Origin of the sequence: Pseudomonas sp. PAMC 29040, from assembly GCF_003994535.1 — a bacterium.
GTDB classification, from domain to species: Bacteria; Pseudomonadota; Gammaproteobacteria; order Pseudomonadales; family Pseudomonadaceae; genus Aquipseudomonas; species Aquipseudomonas paraversuta.
Genome location: NZ_RZAA01000003.1, coordinates 130,326 through 148,190 on the forward strand (window position 1 = coordinate 130,326; position 17,865 = coordinate 148,190).

Consider the following 17,865-nt stretch of genomic DNA (forward strand, 5'->3'; position numbering starts at 1 on the left):
ATTGTCCTGTGCGGGCCTGTGGCAACTGCAACAAAAGCGCAGGATTGGCGCTTGCTCCCGTAGCCCCTGATCCCTGAGACTGCTCAGTCTGCACTTATCCAACTCGCTGTGGAGCGCGCCCGCATGGCTCATGAACTCTATACCCGCACCAATCAGAAAATTTACTTCGCCGGTCTGGCCCTGGATGCCATGAACAAGGCCGGCGAAGGTCGGGCCATGAATGCTCAGGCGCTGGTACAGGCCGAACGCGAATCAGCGGTGTTCCATTTGTATGGTGCATTGCTCGGGCTGTGCCATGAAATCGCGGGTTTCTACCGTCTGCCTCAGGCCGGCGCGCCCAGGGTTGAACTGTTGCTCACTCAGGAGGTGCTGGAGGCAATAGCCATCCCCGAACTGGCAGAAATGGTCGAGCTGGCGCGTGCGCCGCAAACCTGGCTGGCCCAATTGATCGCCGCCCATGGGGCGTTGTACCAGCCGTTGCAGGCTCCGAAAAAGGTCAAGGCAGATGTCTTCCAGCCCTTGATCGTAGCGGTCAATCTGGAGGACGAGACACCCGGGGAGTTAGGCCGGGAAACCCTGGAAGAGTGGCGCCAGAACTTGAAATCCCTGGCTGTCCGCTTTCGCGACGGGCTCAATGAGTGCTGATGGTCGAAGGCAAAACTGTACAGTCATTCATCAGTCTGTAATGAAACCAGCACAGTTCCTGGCAAATTCCCAGTGGATGACTGATATAATCCCGCGCTTTCGTGGAGAACAAACTTTTATGCCAACGTCCTTTCTTGAAATTGTCGAATTGCCAGACGGCCGTATCGAGTTGCGTCGGGCTGAAGACGAGGGGTCTTTGGTGACGCTGAACTTCTCTGAAGATGCCAAGGCTTTTCTTCAGGGTCAGCACGTAGAGGTGGCCAAGGCCATGCTTAGCGTAGGTGTGCAGATGGCGGGCCGACTGGCCGAAGGCGAACTCGAAAAGGATGACGGACCGCGTATTCTTCATTAAGACGCGATCCATGCCCCAGGCGTGTCACGGACCGGCTTTTGTATTCAGCAAAAGCCCTGTGACAACGTCCGCTGTTTAGCCCAGACGAATATTCAAACTTTGCCCGTGACCGGTGCGTGCTGCACCAATCAGCTGTTGGCGGGCTGCGGCATTCAGTGGATTGATCCAGCTGACAACCGTGTGGCTTCGGCCCAGGCGCAGAGCTTCGCAGGTGAGTTGCAGCGTGCTTTTATTGCCGTTGGGCTGCAGCAGCAAAATACGTTCACGGTTGAGGCCGGCATCCCGTAGCCAGCTTTGAGTCAGGCTGGCGGGTGGCGCTATCAGTGTCAGCCAGCGGTCGTCCGGTTGTTCGCTCAGTTCGCGCAGCATGGGCGCAAGCAGGTTCAGGCAGTTTCCGGCAGCACCGCGCAGCGACAGTTCACTGAATGCTTCGGGTTCGACGCTCCAGGGTGAATCGAGCACGTCTTTGATCGCGGGGGTCATTGGTTTTGCCATGAACGCCTCGAAAAGATTGAGTTGTGCTGGCAGCGGTGTGTGTGGGAACTGCATGAAGCCTCCTTTAGCGGCGAATGACGCCGACACTCAAGCCTTCAATGACCAGTTCCTGGTCCTTGAGGTTGACTTCAATCGGGGCGAAGTCAGGGTTCTCGGCGATTAGCCAGACCTTGTTACCTTCACGCTTGAAGCGCTTTACCGTCACTTCGTCGTCGATGCGGGCCACGACAATCTGGCCGTTACGGGCTTCGCGACAGGTATGAACGGCAAGCAGGTCGCCATCAAAGATGCCGACGTCCTTCATGCTCATGCCTTGTACCCGCAGCAAATAGTCAGCGCGCGGATGGAAGAAGGTCGGGTTGATATTGCATGACTCTTCGACGTGCTCCTGCGCCAGGATCGGGGCGCCGGCAGCAACCCGGCCGATGATGGGCAGGGTGGATTCGTCGGACTTGGCTTCGAAACCGGGGATGCGAATGCCCCGCGATGCTCCCGGAGTCATCTCGATGGCACCCTTGCGGGCAAGGGCCTTGAGGTGTTCTTCGGCGGCGTTCGGCGACTTGAAGCCCAGCTCCTGTGCGATCTCGGCACGGGTGGGCGGGTATCCGTTGTCATCCAGGCATCGCTTGATGAAGGCCAGGATCTCAGCTTGGCGTGGCGTCAGTTTTAGCATGTTGATCGCTCTGTCTTTTTATACAGTGACTGGGATTATATACAGTGATAGCTGATTGGCAATCACCCATTTCCAGGAGTCCGCCGGACGGTCGCCTGTCAGGCTGCGCACTTTATCAGCTGCGACCCGGCGGGCCGAGGCTGTGGTTAAATGCGAAACCGCCCGGTCGCAATGTGAATACGTCACCTTGACTTTTTACAAGCTGAAACGTATGTTTCAAACAACTGTTTAAATGTTTGTCAGGCGGAGTAGCCATGGCCCAGTCGGAAACCGTTGAACGTATCCTTGATGCTGCCGAGCAGCTGTTCGCGGAAAAAGGGTTTGCCGAAACCTCATTGCGGCTGATTACCAGCAAGGCCGGGGTTAATCTTGCGGCTGTCAATTACCATTTCGGTTCAAAAAAAGCGCTGATCCAGGCAGTTTTTTCGCGGTTTCTGGGGCCTTTCTGCGCCAACCTCGATCGAGAGTTGGAGCGCCGTCAGGCCAGGCCGGAGAATCGGCCCACCCTTGAAGAACTGCTGGAAATGCTGGTGGAGCAGGCGCTGGTAATCCAGCCCCGCAGCGGCAATGACCTGTCTATCTTCATGCGCTTGCTGGGGCTGGCATTCAGTCAGAGCCAGGGGCATTTGCGGCGCTACCTTGAAGACATGTATGGCAAGGTTTTCCGCCGCTACATGTTGCTGGTCAACGAGGCCGCCCCGCAAATCCCCCCGATCGAACTGTTCTGGCGCGTGCATTTCATGCTCGGCGCGGCGGCTTTCAGCATGTCCGGAATCAAGGCATTGCGGGCCATTGCCGAAACCGACTTCGGGGTAAACACCTCGATCGAACAGGTGATGCGTCTGATGGTGCCTTTCCTCGCCGCAGGCATGCGTGCTGAAAGCGGCGTGGTTGATCCGGCAATGGCCGCCGCACAGCTTCGTCCCCGCAGCAAAACCCCGCAGGTCAGCGTCAAGGTTTGACCTGCTGCGGGTGGGCGTGGCAGCTGAGTTCCGCTAAGCTAGCTGCCATGTTCGTTCCTGATCCATTTCCTGTTGCCGACTCGTTGCTGTCTCATTCAGGTGAGGCCCGTAGCCCTGTGTCCGCTATTTTTTATTTAAAGGATTATCCATGAGTTCTGCCCTGCAAGGCTCCTTGATGGTGGACGTCGCCGGTACCTGGCTGACGGCCGAAGATCGGCAATTGTTGCGCCAGCCTGAAGTGGGCGGGTTGATCATTTTTGCCCGTAACATCGAGCACCCGCGCCAGGTGCGTGAGCTCAGTGCGTCGATTCGCGCCATTCGTCCTGACTTGCTGCTGGCGGTCGACCAGGAAGGCGGGCGGGTACAGCGTCTGCGTCAGGGCTTCGTGCGTCTGCCGGCCATGCGCGCAATTGCCGATAACCCCAATGCCGAGTACCTGGCCGAACAGTGTGGCTGGATCATGGCCACCGAAGTGCTGGCTGTCGGGCTGGACCTGAGCTTCGCCCCGGTACTGGATCTGGATTACCAGCGCAGTGCTGTGGTCGGTAGCCGTTCATTCGAGGGTGACCCGCAGCGTGCAGCAGTGTTGGCCGGGGCGTTCATTCGCGGGATGAATGATGCGGGCATGGCTGCAACCGGCAAGCATTTCCCCGGTCACGGCTGGGCCGAGGCCGATTCCCATGTAGCGATTCCCGTAGACGAACGCAGTCTTGAGCAGATCCGCAGCCATGACCTGGTGCCATTTGCCCTGTTGAGCAAGCACCTGGCTGCAGTCATGCCGGCCCATGTGATCTATCCGCAAGTGGACAGCCAGCCAGCCGGATTTTCCCGTCGCTGGTTGCAGGATATTTTGCGCGGCGAGCTTGAGTTTGACGGCGTGATCTTCAGTGATGATCTGTCGATGGCCGGCGCCCATGTGGTCGGCGATGCTGCCAGCCGTATCGAAGCGGCGCTGTCGGCCGGTTGCGACATGGGCCTGGTGTGCAACGACCGGGCAGCGGCCGAGCTGGCACTCAGTGCAGCGCAGCGTCTGAAGGTGACCCCTTCACCGCGGATTGCACGCATGCGTGGCCAGGCATGGGCCAGCACCGACTATCGCGAGAGCCCGCGCTGGCTGGTGGCGATGGGTGCGCTTAGAGATGCCCAGCTGATTGATTGAAGGGCCAATGCAATAAAACTGCAGGAGCGTCGACCGGCTGCTCCTGCAGCATTCACGTTGTTTCAGCGCTTTTCGATTTTCGGCGGCAACGGTGCAAACAGCGCATCGATGTCGTCGTCCTGCAGTTTCCAGTCTCCGGCTATGCGGCCATCCAGAACCCCTGCGGCCAAATCCGATTTTTCTTGCTGCAAGTGCTGGATTTTCTCCTCCACGGTGCCGCGGGCAATCATCTTGTACACAAACACCGGTTTTTCCTGGCCGATGCGGTAGGCGCGGTCGGTCGCCTGGTTTTCCGCCGCCGGGTTCCACCACGGGTCGTAGTGGATCACGGTGTCAGCCTCGGTCAGGTTCAAGCCCACGCCGCCAGCCTTCAGGCTGATCAGAAAGATTTGCAGGGTGCCGCTCTGGAAGTCCTTCACCGGTGCGCGACGGTCACGGGTTTGCCCGGTGAGGATGGCGTAGCGCACCTTGCGTTTCTGCAGTTCGGCTTCGATCAGCCCGAGCATCGAAGTGAACTGCGAAAACAGCAGGATGCGCCGGCCTTCGGCGAACAGTTCTTCAAGCATCAGCATCAGGCTGTCGAGCTTGCCGGAGGTGCTGCCTTTTTTCGGCGGGGTGTCACTGACCAGTCGCAGGTCGCAGCACACCTGACGCAGTTTTAGCAGGGCTTCAAGAATGATGATCTGGCTGCGACCCACACCTTTGCGGGTGATTTCGTCGCGGACCTTTTTGTCCATGGCCAGGCGCATGGTCTCGTACACATCGCGCTGGGCTTCGTTGAGATCCACCCAGTGGATGATCTCGGTCTTGGGCGGCAGTTCGGTCGCCACCTGCTCCTTGGTGCGGCGCAACAGAAAAGGCTTGATCCGTGCATTGAGGTGCTGCAAACGCTCGTCGCTGCCCTGGCGCTCGATGGGCACCCGGTAATCGCGGTTGAAGGTTTTGACATCGCCCAGCCAGCCGGGCAGCAAGAAGTGGAACAGTGACCACAGCTCGCCCAGGTGGTTTTCCAGCGGTGTGCCGCTCAGGCACAGGCGCTGACGTGCATTCAGTTCGCAGGCCGCCTGTGAGGCCTTGCTGCCGGGGTTCTTGATGTACTGCGCCTCATCCAGCACCAGTACATGCAGCGGCAGTTTTGCCAGCTGTTCAATGTCTTTGGGCAGCAGCGCATAGGTGGTCAGGATCACGTCATAGTCGTTGAGGTGCTCAAAGTGCTTTTTACGCGTCGCGCCATACAGCGCCAGCACCTTGAGCTGCGGGGTGAAATGCGCTGCCTCGTCGAGCCAGTTGGGGATCAGGCTGGTGGGCATGACCACCATGGCCGGGCGATCCAGGCGCCCGGCATTTTTCTCGCAGAGGATATGCGCCAGGGTTTGCAGGGTTTTACCCAGCCCCATGTCATCGGCAAGAATCCCCCCGACCTCCAGTTGACGCAGTGACTGCATCCAGCTCAGGCCTTCCAGCTGGTAGGGGCGCAGGTTGGCGTTGAGGCCCTCGGGAGCTTCGACGCTGAAGTCCTTGATATCCCGCAGGCGCTGGGCAAAGCCGCGGATGTGCTCGCCGCCTTCCCAGCGCAGGGGCAATGCATCCAGGGCGTTAAGCCGCGGTGCGTCGGCACTTTTGATCCGCAGGCTGGTGGCGCCCGGCTCTCCCAGATAAAACTCGTCCAGGGTCGCCAGCACCGGTTTCAGGCGGCCATAGGGCAGAGCCACTTGCAGCGGGCCGTGGCCACTGTTGGGAGTGGTGGGGATGTTCACCAGAATCAGTTCGTCGTCCCGGCGCCTGGCCAGTTTTTCCGGGCTCAGCAGATCGGTATGGGAGCGCATCAGGTTCAACAGGATCGGCAGCAAACTCAGGCGCTGGCCGTTGACGATGATCCCCAGTTCCAGGTCGAACCAGTCGTGCTCCGGGGCCTCGTCGACGTTGGCGTACCAGTCTTGCACCGGGCTCAGGTCAAAACCGAAGTCTTCATCGATCTGCAGTTCCCAGCCCTGTTCGCGCAGGCCGGGCATTTGATTGAGGGTGAAGTTGAGCCAGGCACTGTCGTTGACCATTTCAAACAGCTCGCCGGCGCTTTCAGGCAGCGCCTTGCTCTGGCGGGTGGCGATTTTGAAACCCAGGGTGCGCAGTTGCTCGCGAAAGGCGTTTTCCGCCTCCGGCTGGCGTTTGATGCGCAGGGTCTGGTGTTCCTGGCGAATCAGGATGTCGGCGTTTTTTTGCCCGCTGGCGTATTGCTCGAGGTAATTGAACGACAGCGCGGCGCGGTGCTGGATATAACGCTGCATCTTGCCGTTGCGCGGTTCAAAGGCGCTGAACTCGGCACTGGCCAGCCATAGGCGCGGCACCGGTTGCACGTCATCGATCAGCACTTCGGGCAGGTTGGCAGGGCGACGCGAGTCGAGTACGGCCTGGAGTTTTTCCAGAAGCTCGGCGTCCTGGGCGGCGGCAGGGTAGTTCAAGGTTTCTTCAATCTTCAGTAATACGGCAGCAGTGTGCTTGCAATTGGCCCGCACCGGGCAGGTGCAGTTGGCGCTCACCAGCAGCAATGTGCCTTTGGCCGAGTCGCGCAATTCAATGGTCTGGCGGTAGGTGTTTTCGCCCGAACCCTGACAGCTGGCAGTAATCAGGCTGTCACCGATCTGCACAATCCTGACGCGGTTTTGCCTGGCGTAGCTACGGCCACGTTCCAGGCTTTGCTCTTTGAAGCGACTGACCCAGGTCGGTGCGAGCGGCTTGGTCAGTTGCGGGGTCAGGCTCACGGACATGGGTACTTCATTCAGGGCGACTTCGGTGTCAGGCGCTCAAACAGCGCCTCAATAGTGTTGAAGCGTTCTTCGGCACGTTCCATCGGCACCATGAACTTGAACACGGTGGCGCCTTCGAATTTGTAACGGTTGGGCTGGCCTTGAATCAGCTTGATCAGCACCAGCGGGTCAACCGGGGTGTCCGCGGCAAACTCGATGCGTCCGCCCTGGGGGCCGGCGTCGACTTTTTTGATCCCCAGTTGTTCGGCCTGCAACTTGAGCAGGGTAATGCGCACCAGATTTTTGCTTGGCTCGGGCAGCAGGCCAAAGCGGTCGATCATCTCGACCTGCAAATCCTTGAGACCGTCTTCGTCGCTGGCATTGGCAATGCGTTTGTAGAGGATCAGGCGGGTGTGCACATCCGGGAGATAGGCTTCAGGAATCAGCGCCGGTACCCGCAGGTTGATTTCCGGCCCGCCGCCCAGGGGCTGGTCGAGGTTGGGCTGTTCGCCCTTGCGGATCGACTTCACCGCGCGCTCGAGCATTTCCATGTACAGGGTAAAGCCGACGGCCTGGATCTGGCCGCTTTGGCCGTCACCGAGCAGTTCGCCCGCACCACGGATTTCCAGGTCATTGGTGGCCAGCACAAAGCCGGCCCCCAGGTCCTGGGTATTGGCGATGGCTTCCAGACGCTTTTGCGCGTCGCCGGTAATTTGCTGGCGCGGGGGTGTCAGCAGGTAGGCGTAAGCCTGGTGGTGACTGCGTCCAACCCGGCCGCGCAACTGGTGCAACTGAGCCAGGCCGAACTTGTCGGCGCGCTCGATGATGATGGTGTTGGCGCTCGGCACGTCGATGCCGGTCTCGATGATGGTCGAGGCGATCAGCACGTTGAAACGTTTGTGATAGAAGTCGCTCATCACCTGTTCGAGTTCGCGCTCGCGCATTTGCCCGTGTCCGATACCGATCCGTGCTTCTGGCACCAGCTCTGCCAGTTCGGCGGCGCATTTCTCGATGGTTTTGACATCGTTGTGCAGGTAGTAAACCTGGCCACCGCGTAACAGTTCACGCAACAACGCCTCTTTGACGGTGCTGTTGTTCTGCTCCATGACAAAGGTGCGCACCGACAGGCGGCGGGCAGGCGGGGTGGCAATGATCGACAGGTCGCGCATGCCGGACACGGCCATGTTCAAGGTGCGCGGGATTGGCGTTGCGGTGAGGGTCAGAATGTCGACCTCGCTGCGCAGGGCCTTGAGCTGTTCTTTCTGACGTACCCCGAAGCGGTGCTCTTCGTCGATGATCACCAGGCCGAGGTTTTTGATTTTGACGTCGTCCTGCAGCAACTTGTGGGTGCCGATCACGATGTCGATCTTGCCTTCGGCCAGCTGGGCCACGGCGGCGTTGATTTCTTTGGCCGATTTGAAGCGGCTCATTACCTCTACCGTTACCGGCCAGTCGGCGAAGCGGTCGCGGAAGCTGTTGTAGTGCTGCTGGGCGAGCAGGGTGGTGGGCACCAGAATCGCCACCTGACGGCCGCCATGCACGGCAATGAAGGCGGCGCGCATGGCCACTTCGGTTTTGCCGAAGCCCACATCGCCACACACCAGCCGGTCCATTGGCTTGGGCGACAACATGTCGGCGCACACGGCTTCGATGGTGGTTTGCTGGTCCGGGGTTTCTTCGAACGGGAAGCCGGCGCTGAAAGTTGCGTAATCGGCCTTCGGATCGGCAAACGCATGGCCTTCACGGGCAGCCCGGCGGGCATAGATGTCCAGCAGCTCGGCAGCCACGTCACGGACTTGCTCGGCGGCTTTGCGCTTGGCTTTTTGCCAGGTTTCCGAGCCCAGACGATGCAGCGGTGCCAGTTCATCGTCGCTGCCGGTGTAGCGGGCGATCAGGTGCAGGTTGGCCACGGGCACGTAGAGCTTGGCGCCCTCGGCGTATTCCAGGGTCAGAAACTCGGCCACCTGATTGTCGACTTCCAGCGTCGCCAGCCCTTGATAGCGGCCGACCCCGTGGTCGATATGCACCACCGGTGCGCCTTCGCGCAGTTCGGTGAGGTTTTTGATCACTGCATCGTTGTTGGCGTCGGCGCGTTTTTCGCGACGGCGACGCTGCATCACCCGTTGCCCGAACAATGGGCTTTCGGCGATCAGGGCCAGGGCCGGGTCGTCCAGCAGCAGGCCTTCATCCAGCGGCGCAATGGTAATGGCCAGGCGGTGTTTGCTGGCGACGAAGTCGGGCCAGTTTTCGACGGTTTTCGGGCGAAGTTTCAGACGTTCCAGCAGTTCGAGCAGTACTTCGCGGCGACCGGCAGATTCGGCGGTAAACAGCACGCGGCCATCAAACTGCTCTAGAAAGCCGGACAATGCCGCCAGTGGCTGATTGGCCTTGGCTTCTATCGCCAGATTCGGCAACGGCCGGGCCGGGAAGCGCTCGCGGCTGCTGCCGGTATCTACGTCGTCCTGGCTGGCGACTACCCGTGGCCAGTTTTTCAGCCGGGCGAAGCAGTCGTCCACCGGCAGGAACAGCTCGGCAGGGGGCAGCAACGGGCGGGACGGGTCGATGCGGCGTTCTTCGTAGCGGTTGCGCACGTCAGACCAGAAATTCTCCGCGGCCTGCTCAATACCGGGCAGCGAGAACACTTGCGTATCCCCCGGCAAGTAGTCGAACAGGGTCGAGGTTTCATCGAAAAACAGCGGCAGGTAGTACTCGATACCGGCCGGGGTGATCCCGCTGCTCAGGTCCTGAAAGATCGGGCAACGGCGGAAATCCACATCGAAGCGTTCGCGAAAGCGCGCCTTGAACCGGGTTACAGCATCTTTTTGCAGCGGAAACTCCCGGGCCGGCAGCAAGCGTACCGATTCGACCTTGTCGATGGAACGCTGGGTTTCCGGGTCGAAAGTGCGCAGGGTTTCGATTTCGTCGTCGAACAGGTCAATCCGGTAGGGCAGTTTGCTGCCCATCGGGAACAGGTCGATCAAGGCACCACGTACCGCGAACTCGCCGTGTTCGTACACCGTGTCGACGCAGCGATAACCGCTGGCCTCAAGTCGGGTGCGCATTTGCTCGACGTCCAGCTTCTGGCCGATATCCAGCACCAGGCTGCTACCCAGCAAAAACCGGGTCGGAGCCAGGCGATGTAGGGCGGTGGTGATCGGCACTACCAAAACGCCATGACTCAGTTCCGGCAACCGGTAAAGGCTGGCGATGCGCTGGGAAATGATGTCCTGGTGCGGCGAGAACAGATCGTAGGGCAGGGTTTCCCAGTCGGGAAAATGCAGCACCGGCAACTCGGGCGCGAAAAACCTCAATTCCTGCTCCAGGCGTTCGGCGCTTTGGCTGTCGGCGGTCAGGAGCAGGGTGAAGCGCTGGGCGGCGCTGGCAGCTTCGGCGATTGCGAGGCTCAGGGCGGCACCGGGCAGATTGCCCCAGTGCTGTTTACCTGCAGTGGCAGGGAGTTTCGGTAGACGCAGGACGGGCACGGAAGGTTGAGCTCCAAGCGTTGCGACAAAGTCGGCAATTGTAACGGGCCAAGGGGCTGGCTGTCAGTTGCAGTCTTTAAAGGGGGGGTGAATTCTGTACGTGATACCGGACATGGGGCTGTCACGGGGGAGGATCAAGGGCTGAAAACCCATGAAAACCAGGGTGTTATAAATTTTTTTACCTTTATTTGCTGGGGCTTAAACGTTTCAGTTCTGGCGTGTGACAGGCGTGCATTGCCCAGGCAGGGGCGCAACTGCATAATGTAGCCCCTTTTTTCAGCCCCTACATGTGGAAGGTTCCCGTGACTCAGAAGCCCGACCAGTGTCTTGGTGAATGGATCGACCGTGAAGCACTCGCAGAAGCGATGATCCCGCTAATCGGTCAGCTCTACCGCAATAACAATGTGGTGAGTTCGATCTATGGCCGCAGCCTGATCAACCGTTCAGTCATCGCGATTCTCAAAGCTCATCGCTTTGCCCGTCATCGCCAGTCCGATGACAGCGAATTGTCCGTACACGAAACTTTCCCTCTGCTTAAAGCAATGAGCGAGCTCAAGCTCGGTGCTGCTTCGGTAGACCTGGGCAAGCTGGCCGTTAAATTCAAGGCCGAAGCCAATGGCCGTACTGCCGAGCAGTTCGTGCGCGAAGAACTGGCCGATGTAGTGGGTCAGCAAAATGCTTCTGCCCGCAAAGGCACTGACGTTGTGCTGTACGGCTTCGGTCGTATCGGCCGTCTGCTGGCGCGCATCCTGATCGAAAAAACCGGTGGTGGCGACGGTCTGCGTCTGCGTGCCATCGTTGTGCGCAAAGGCGCCGAAAACGATCTGGTCAAGCGTGCAAGCTTGCTGCGTCGTGACTCGGTACATGGTCCGTTCGATGGCACCATCGTTATTGATGAAGTCAACAACACCATCACCGCCAACGGCAACCTGATCCAGGTGATCTACGCGAAGAACCCGACTGAAGTGGACTACACCCAGTACGGCATTCAGAACGCATTGCTGGTGGACAACACCGGTGTATGGCGTGACGCCGCAGGCCTTGGCCAGCACCTGGCTTGCCCTGGCATTGACCGTGTGGTGTTGACCGCGCCGGGCAAAGGCAAGCTGAAAAACATCGTTCATGGTATCAACCACGGCGAAATCACCGCAGACGACAAGATCGTTTCGGCGGCATCCTGCACCACCAACGCCATCGTGCCGGTGCTCAAGGCTGTCAACGACAAGTTCGGCATCGTCAACGGTCACGTTGAAACGGTTCACTCGTACACCAACGACCAGAACCTGATCGACAACTTCCACAAGGGCGACCGCCGTGGCCGTAGTGCCGCGCTGAACATGGTTATCACCGAAACCGGCGCTGCCACCGCTGCTGCCAAGGCTCTGCCCGAGCTGGCCGGCAAGCTGACCGGTAACGCGATCCGCGTTCCGACGCCAAACGTTTCGATGGCCATCCTCAACCTGAACCTTGAGAAGCCGGCTACCCGTGAAGAAATGAACGAGTACCTGCGCTACATGGCGCTGCACTCCGATCTGCACAAGCAAATCGACTACGTGAACTCCCAGGAAGTGGTTTCCACTGACTTCGTAGGTTCGCGTCACGCCGGTGTGGTCGATGCTGAAGCGACTATCTGCAATGACAACCGCGTTGTTCTGTACGTGTGGTACGACAACGAATTCGGTTACAGCTGCCAGGTAGTTCGCGTGATGGAAGACATGGCCGGGGTCAACCCGCCAGCGTTCCCGCGCTAAGCAACCGCCGCAACTGAAAACGCCCCGACTGGTTCGGGGCGTTTTTGTGTGCGCTGTAAAATTGTCAAAAACATCGCGAGGCGAGCTCGCTCCTGCATGGTTTTAGCTGTTAGCCGGGATTGCGGCTTGAGCGGTGCGCAGTTCGTGTTTATTGCCACGGAACAGCACTACGGTGGCAATCAGGCCCGGTGCAGTCGCCAGGCTAGTAGGAGCGAGCTTGTCTCGCGATCTTTTAGAAGATCAAAACATCGCGAGGCGAGCTCGCTCCCACATGGTTTTAGCTGTTAGCCGGGATTGCGGCTTGAGCGGTGCGCAGTTCGTGTTTATTGCCGCGGAACAGCACTACGGTGGCAATCAGGCCCGGTGCAGTCGCCAGGCCAGTAGGAGCGAGCTTGTCTCGCGATCTTTTAGAAGATCAAAACATCGCGAGGCGAGCTCGCTCCTGCATGGTTTCAGCTGTTAGCCGGGATTGCGGCTTGAGCGGTGCGCAGTTCGTGTTTATTGCCACGGAACAGCACTACGGTGGCAATCAGGCCCAGTACCGCTGCGCCCGTCAGCCACAGGCCCGGTGCCGCCTTGTTGTCCAGTACGTGGATCAGGTAGGTGCAAGCCGCCGGAGTAAAGCCGCCAAAGGTCGCAGTGGCCAGGCTATAAGCCAGGGAGAAGCCTGTGGTGCGCACCTCGACCGGCATGATTTCGGTAAGGGCCACCACCATGGCGCCGTTGTACGAGCCATACAGGAACGACAACCACAGCTCGACGATCAGCAGATGGCTGAAGCTCGGGTTGGCCACCAGCCAGGACAGCGCCGGATAAGCAGTCAGGATCGCCAGGAGGGTCGCGCCCAGCAGCAGCGGTTTACGTCCTACCTTGTCGGACAGTGCGCCCATCACCGGCAGCCAGAAGAAGTTCGACAGGCCAATGCACACCGTCACCAACAGGGCATCGAAATCCGACAGGTGCAGTTCTGACTTGCCGAAGGTCGGGGTGTAGGCGGTGATCAGGTAGAACGACACGGTGGTCATCACCACCAGGGCCATGCCGCCCAGCACCAGTCCGAAGTTCTGACCGATGGAACGAACTATTTCACGCAGGGTTGGGTGATGCGTTCGGGCTTCGAACTCAGGGGTTTCTTCCATCGATTTACGGATGACAAAGATCACCGGCACGATCATGCAGCCGATCAGGAACGGGATGCGCCAGCCCCAGTCACCCATGTCTTCCGGGCTCAGCCAGTGGTTGAGGCCAACCCCGAGCAGGCCGGCGAACACCACTGCCGCTTGCTGGCTAGCCGATTGCCAACTAACGAAGAAGCCTTTGCGACCCGGGGTAGCGATTTCCGCCAGGTACACCGAAACGCCGCCCAGTTCCACGCCCGCTGAAAAACCTTGCAGCAAGCGCCCCAGCAACACCAGTAACGGGGCTGCGACACCCAGGGTGGCATAACCCGGCACACAGGCAATCAGCACTGTGCCCATGGCCATCAGGGCGAGGGTAATGATCAGGCCTTTGCGCCGACCGTGACGGTCGATGTAGGCGCCGAGAAAGATTGCACCCAGCGGACGCATCAGGAAGCCTGCGCCAAAAGTAGCCAGGGCAAGCATTAATGAAGCGAAGGCGCTGTCGGACGGAAAGAAGGTTTTGGCAATGGCCGTGGCGTAGAAGCCAAAGACCATGAAGTCGAACATCTCGAGAAAGTTACCGCTGACAACGCGAAAAATCGCCTTGCCTTTGCCCGTACTGGAGCCCATCAGAAATCACCCGCTGTTATCTGTTTTATGCGTAATCCATGTTTTTTACTCGTCCACACTGCAAGATCAAGGCTTGTGCCGTTGTGCAAAACAGTTTTGTAACAATATGTGTATCCGTTGCTGTAGGCAACTGCAGTTGCAACTACAGGATGGCTCAGGGGGTATGCGCCAGCAGGGTCTGGCGCAGCTTTTCAGGAAGTCCGTCCGGGCCGAGCCAGATGCCGAGATAGATCTTGGCCAGCTCCGGATCGGAGCTGTTGAAGATGACTTTGCCATTGCGTTCAAGGTTCAGGCCGCGTTGCGGGTCATAGTCCAGGGCGTAGCGATCGCCCCGTTTGATATGGCCAAAGCTGGCCTGCAGTTGTTTCAGCGGTTGTTCCAGGCGGGCGAGGGTGGCTGCCGGCTGCTGGCGTTTGAGAATGGCTGCAGAAGCCCGGGTTACATCGCTGTGATCGAGGTCGCGCAGATAGAACAGTTCCAGGCGCATGGCGCGCTGTTCATCGAACGCTTGTTGCGGGGTGAGGCCGGGCCGGGTGAACAGTGCTGCGGCATAGATGTCGGCCCACAGATACGTCAGTACGATCTGGCCCCTGCGCTCCATGGGCTGCGAGCCTCCCTGCCACTGTGCGGCAAAGCCGGCTTGTTTGAGCTGCGCGGATTCATCGGCGAGGGCTGCGGCGCTAAAAGTCAGCACCAGGACGATCAACAGCTGGCGCATGGACGCAATCCTGATCGATGGGTGGTTAAAGGTTATGCCAGTTTTGTGAAAGCATGACGAAGATCTGTGCAGGAGCGAGCTTGCTCGCCAGCATTTGATCTTGAAGAGCCCGCGAGCAGGCTAGCTCTTGCAGGGGGGCACGCGTCTGAACGATGCGCCGCGGACAAAAATAGTTTTCGACCAGACCAAGGGTTAATGTTCGTGGCCTTCAGGCTTCTATAGACTGTGCCCCACGTTTTGATCCTTCATGCCGCTGGCCGCGACATGATTTAGCCGCAGGTGCCCAAATGGGGGCCGCGGCCTGTTCTGAGGAGTACGCATGGCTGTCTACAACTACGACGTAGTGGTACTGGGTTCCGGCCCGGCGGGAGAAGGTGCGGCAATGAACGCCGCAAAAGCGGGACGCAAAGTGGCGATGGTCGATAGCCGGCGCCAGGTGGGCGGCAACTGCACGCACTTGGGCACTATCCCTTCCAAAGCCTTGCGTCACTCGGTTCGCCAGATCATGCAGTTCAACACCAACCCGATGTTCCGGGCCATTGGTGAGCCGCGCTGGTTCTCGTTTCCGGACGTACTGAAAAGCGCCGAAAAAGTTATCTCCAAACAAGTGGCATCGCGTACCGGCTTCTATGCGCGCAATCGCGTAGACCTGTTCTTCGGTACCGGCAGCTTCACCGATGAGCAAACCATTGAAGTGGTGTGCAGCAACGGTGTCGTCGAAACCCTGATGGCCAAGCAAATCATTATCGCCACCGGCTCGCGTCCGTATCGCCCGGCCGATATCGATTTCTCTCACTCGCGTATCTACGATAGCGACACCATCCTCAGCCTGGGACATACCCCGCGTAAGCTGATTGTTTACGGCGCCGGGGTGATCGGCTGCGAATACGCGTCGATCTTCAGCGGTCTGGGGGTATTGATCGAGCTGGTGGACAACCGTGAGCAATTGCTCAGTTTCCTCGACTCCGAGATCTCGCAGGCGCTGAGCTACCACTTCAGCAACAACAACATCACGGTTCGCCACAACGAAGAATACGAGCGGGTTGAAGGCGTCGAAAACGGCGTGATTCTGCACCTCAAGTCCGGCAAAAAGATCAAGGCAGATGCCTTGCTCTGGTGCAACGGGCGTACCGGCAACACCGATCAGCTGGGTCTGGAAAACATCGGGATCAAGGTCAATGGCCGCGGCCAGATCAGTGTCGATGAAAACTATCGCACCACAGTGCCCAATATCTATGGTGCCGGTGACGTGATTGGCTGGCCAAGCCTGGCCAGTGCTGCCCATGACCAGGGCCGCTCCGCCGCTGGCAGTATTGTGGATAACGGCAGCTGGCGTTTCGTGAACGACGTGCCAACCGGTATTTACACGATTCCGGAGATCAGCTCGATCGGCAAGAACGAGCAGGAGCTGACCCAGGCCAAAGTGCCGTATGAAGTGGGCAAGGCGTTCTTCAAGAGCATGGCGCGGGCACAGATTGCCGGCGAGCCCCAGGGCATGCTGAAAATCCTGTTCCACCGTGAAACCCTGCAAGTGCTGGGCGTTCACTGCTTTGGCTACCAGGCATCAGAGATCGTGCACATCGGTCAGGCGATCATGAACCAGCCGGGCGAGCTCAATACCCTGAAGTATTTCGTCAATACCACGTTCAACTACCCGACCATGGCCGAAGCCTATCGGGTAGCCGCTTACGATGGCCTTAACCGGCTTTTTTGAGCGGCTCCGGCCGGTGGCCTGAGCCGGCCGGGGAGACCGATTTCAGCTTTTCCCGAGGGTGGCAGTGGCCAAACCGGGAAAGTCTGTAATCAGGCTATCTACGCCGAAGTCGGCGAGCCTGCGCATTAGTGCAGGCTCGTTGACCGTCCACACCGATACATGCAAACCCTGCTGTTGTGCTTTCTCAAGGCGCTCGGGGGTGCATAGCGTCCAGTTCAGCGCCAGCATGTCACAGCCATAACCTTGCGCGACCTTGATCGGGTCGAGCCAGGCGTATTCGGCTACCAGTCCGCGGGACAGGTCCGGGGTCAGCTCCAGCGCGGCCTTGAGCACTTCACGGGAGCTTGAGGTGACGGTGACCTTGTCCATGATGCCGTGGCGCACCGCCATTTCACGAATGGCCAGTACCGTGCTTGCAGCCCGGGTGCGGGATGCGCTTTTGACTTCGAGCTGCCAGTGCTCGAAGTTGCATTTCTCGAACAGCTCTTCAAGACGCGGGATCGGGCATGGCTGCATCCAGCCGGGGCCGCCTTTGCGCGCGTCATAGGTCGCCAGATCCGCTGCGGTATGTTCACTGACCTTGCCGCGGCGGTCGGTGGTGCGCTTGAGGGTCGAGTCGTGGATCACCATCAGCTCGCCGTCTTTGGACAGGTGCAGATCAAGTTCGCAGCGACGTACGCCGTGTTTGAGACATTGCTCAAAGCTGGCAAGAGTGTTTTCAGGTGCTTCGCCTTTGGCGCCGCGATGGCCGTAAATCAGAGTCACAATTGCTCCTTGGTAGGTAGCGCCTGAGTATTCATTCGGGCGCGGATTCGTGTTGTTCGCGGGCCAGGCGGCGTGCCTGTGCCTGTTTTTGCAAAATGTGGCGCGCTAACAACTGACGTTGGGTGTCGTTAAGGGATTCAAATTCGGTGTCGATGCTGTAGCCGCCGTCCTGCGCCAGGCATCGCACGACGCGGGCCCGCAGCAGCAGCCCCAGGGCTTGTGGCATCAGTACCAGTTTGACTGCAAGGTGGCTGTCGGTCGGGTAGGGGTGCGGGTGATGAAACTCGATTCCGCCTTCGGACAGCGTCACCGGCTGTAGCTCGCCGATTTGGCCCAGCACGGTTTGCGCCACGATCTGGCTCAGCAGATCGACGCGTTTGTTAAGGGTTTTCAGGTAGCTGGAAACAGTGCGGTCGCGCTCGCTGATCTGGCGCAGCAGGTGCTGGGACTCGAATTCGCTAAGGTGCAGCTCACTGAGTAAATTGAACAGTGGAGACGCATCTTGCAACACTTCGCTGGTAGCGGCTTCGGAGGCCCTTAGCGGGGTTATTTCCAGTGCGATCAGATCTTCGATACGGTAGTATTCGCGGCGATCTGCGTCATTTAATGTCGACATGGCGAACCCGTGATGGCGGCTGTGGTCTGAGTGTAAAG

14 protein-coding genes are annotated in these 17,865 nt (G+C 59.1%); 6 read left to right on the forward strand and 8 right to left on the reverse strand.

Annotated elements, in window-relative coordinates:
* The first annotated feature begins 123 nt into the window (after nt 1–123).
* Together WG29040_RS06015 and WG29040_RS06020 are read left to right on the forward strand one after the other, a co-directional pair.
* Nucleotides 124–645, forward strand: coding sequence for a DUF6586 family protein (locus WG29040_RS06015; RefSeq protein ID WP_003446619.1), 522 nt, complete (start codon nt 124–126; stop codon nt 643–645).
* 118 nt (nt 646–763) lie between these two features.
* Complete coding sequence (locus WG29040_RS06020) at nt 764–997, forward strand: hypothetical protein (RefSeq protein WP_003446620.1); 234 nt, start codon at nt 764–766, stop codon at nt 995–997.
* A 75-nt stretch (nt 998–1,072) separates the two neighbouring features.
* On the opposite strand, the gene sulA is transcribed toward WG29040_RS06020, so the two are convergent.
* Complete coding sequence (gene sulA, locus WG29040_RS06025) at nt 1,073–1,546, reverse strand: SOS-induced cell division inhibitor SulA (protein ID WP_003446622.1); 474 nt, start codon at nt 1,544–1,546, stop codon at nt 1,073–1,075.
* A 10-nt stretch (nt 1,547–1,556) separates the two neighbouring features.
* Complete coding sequence (gene lexA, locus WG29040_RS06030; RefSeq protein WP_003446624.1) at nt 1,557–2,165, reverse strand: transcriptional repressor LexA; 609 nt, start codon at nt 2,163–2,165, stop codon at nt 1,557–1,559.
* A gap of 254 nt (nt 2,166–2,419) precedes the next feature.
* Between lexA and WG29040_RS06035 the strand changes: the two genes are divergently transcribed.
* Together WG29040_RS06035 and nagZ are read left to right on the forward strand one after the other, a co-directional pair.
* Nucleotides 2,420–3,127, forward strand: coding sequence for a TetR/AcrR family transcriptional regulator (locus tag WG29040_RS06035; RefSeq protein WP_003446626.1), 708 nt, complete (start codon nt 2,420–2,422; stop codon nt 3,125–3,127).
* 160 nt (nt 3,128–3,287) lie between these two features.
* Entirely contained in the window at nt 3,288–4,286 is a 999-nt protein-coding gene (gene nagZ, locus WG29040_RS06040) for a beta-N-acetylhexosaminidase (RefSeq protein ID WP_177412936.1), read from the forward strand.
* Between the two features lie 62 nt (nt 4,287–4,348).
* On the opposite strand, the gene WG29040_RS06045 is transcribed toward nagZ, so the two are convergent.
* Nucleotides 4,349–7,051: a DEAD/DEAH box helicase gene (locus WG29040_RS06045; protein ID WP_003446629.1), complete on the reverse strand. Its 2,703-nt coding sequence runs from the start codon at nt 7,049–7,051 to the stop codon at nt 4,349–4,351.
* Nucleotides 7,052–7,062: 11 nt separating this feature from the next.
* A complete protein-coding gene (gene mfd / locus WG29040_RS06050) occupies nt 7,063–10,512 on the reverse strand; it encodes a transcription-repair coupling factor (RefSeq protein WP_127195846.1) in 3,450 nt (1,149 codons plus the stop codon).
* Between the two features lie 287 nt (nt 10,513–10,799).
* On the opposite strand from mfd, the gene WG29040_RS06055 reads away from it, so the two are divergent.
* The gene (locus tag WG29040_RS06055; protein WP_127195847.1) at nt 10,800–12,263 is read left to right on the forward strand and encodes a glyceraldehyde-3-phosphate dehydrogenase; all 1,464 of its coding nucleotides are present in this window, start codon (nt 10,800–10,802) and stop codon (nt 12,261–12,263) included.
* A gap of 452 nt (nt 12,264–12,715) precedes the next feature.
* Here WG29040_RS06055 and WG29040_RS06060 read toward each other — a convergent pair whose 3' ends face one another.
* Both WG29040_RS06060 and WG29040_RS06065 read right to left on the reverse strand, forming a co-directional pair.
* Entirely contained in the window at nt 12,716–14,014 is a 1,299-nt protein-coding gene (locus WG29040_RS06060; RefSeq protein WP_003446635.1) for an MFS transporter, read from the reverse strand.
* A gap of 154 nt (nt 14,015–14,168) precedes the next feature.
* Entirely contained in the window at nt 14,169–14,732 is a 564-nt protein-coding gene (locus WG29040_RS06065; protein ID WP_127195848.1) for a chalcone isomerase family protein, read from the reverse strand.
* 319 nt (nt 14,733–15,051) lie between these two features.
* On the opposite strand from WG29040_RS06065, the gene sthA reads away from it, so the two are divergent.
* The gene (sthA, locus tag WG29040_RS06070) at nt 15,052–16,446 is read left to right on the forward strand and encodes a Si-specific NAD(P)(+) transhydrogenase (RefSeq protein ID WP_003446640.1); all 1,395 of its coding nucleotides are present in this window, start codon (nt 15,052–15,054) and stop codon (nt 16,444–16,446) included.
* 42 nt (nt 16,447–16,488) lie between these two features.
* On the opposite strand, the gene WG29040_RS06075 is transcribed toward sthA, so the two are convergent.
* Nucleotides 16,489–17,211 carry a glycerophosphodiester phosphodiesterase gene (locus WG29040_RS06075; protein WP_003446642.1) on the reverse strand — a complete coding sequence of 241 codons (723 nt, stop codon included), beginning with the start codon at nt 17,209–17,211 and terminating at the stop codon, nt 16,489–16,491.
* Nucleotides 17,212–17,242: 31 nt separating this feature from the next.
* Entirely contained in the window at nt 17,243–17,827 is a 585-nt protein-coding gene (locus tag WG29040_RS06080) for a PilZ domain-containing protein (protein ID WP_003446645.1), read from the reverse strand.
* Nucleotides 17,828–17,865 lie beyond the last annotated feature (38 nt).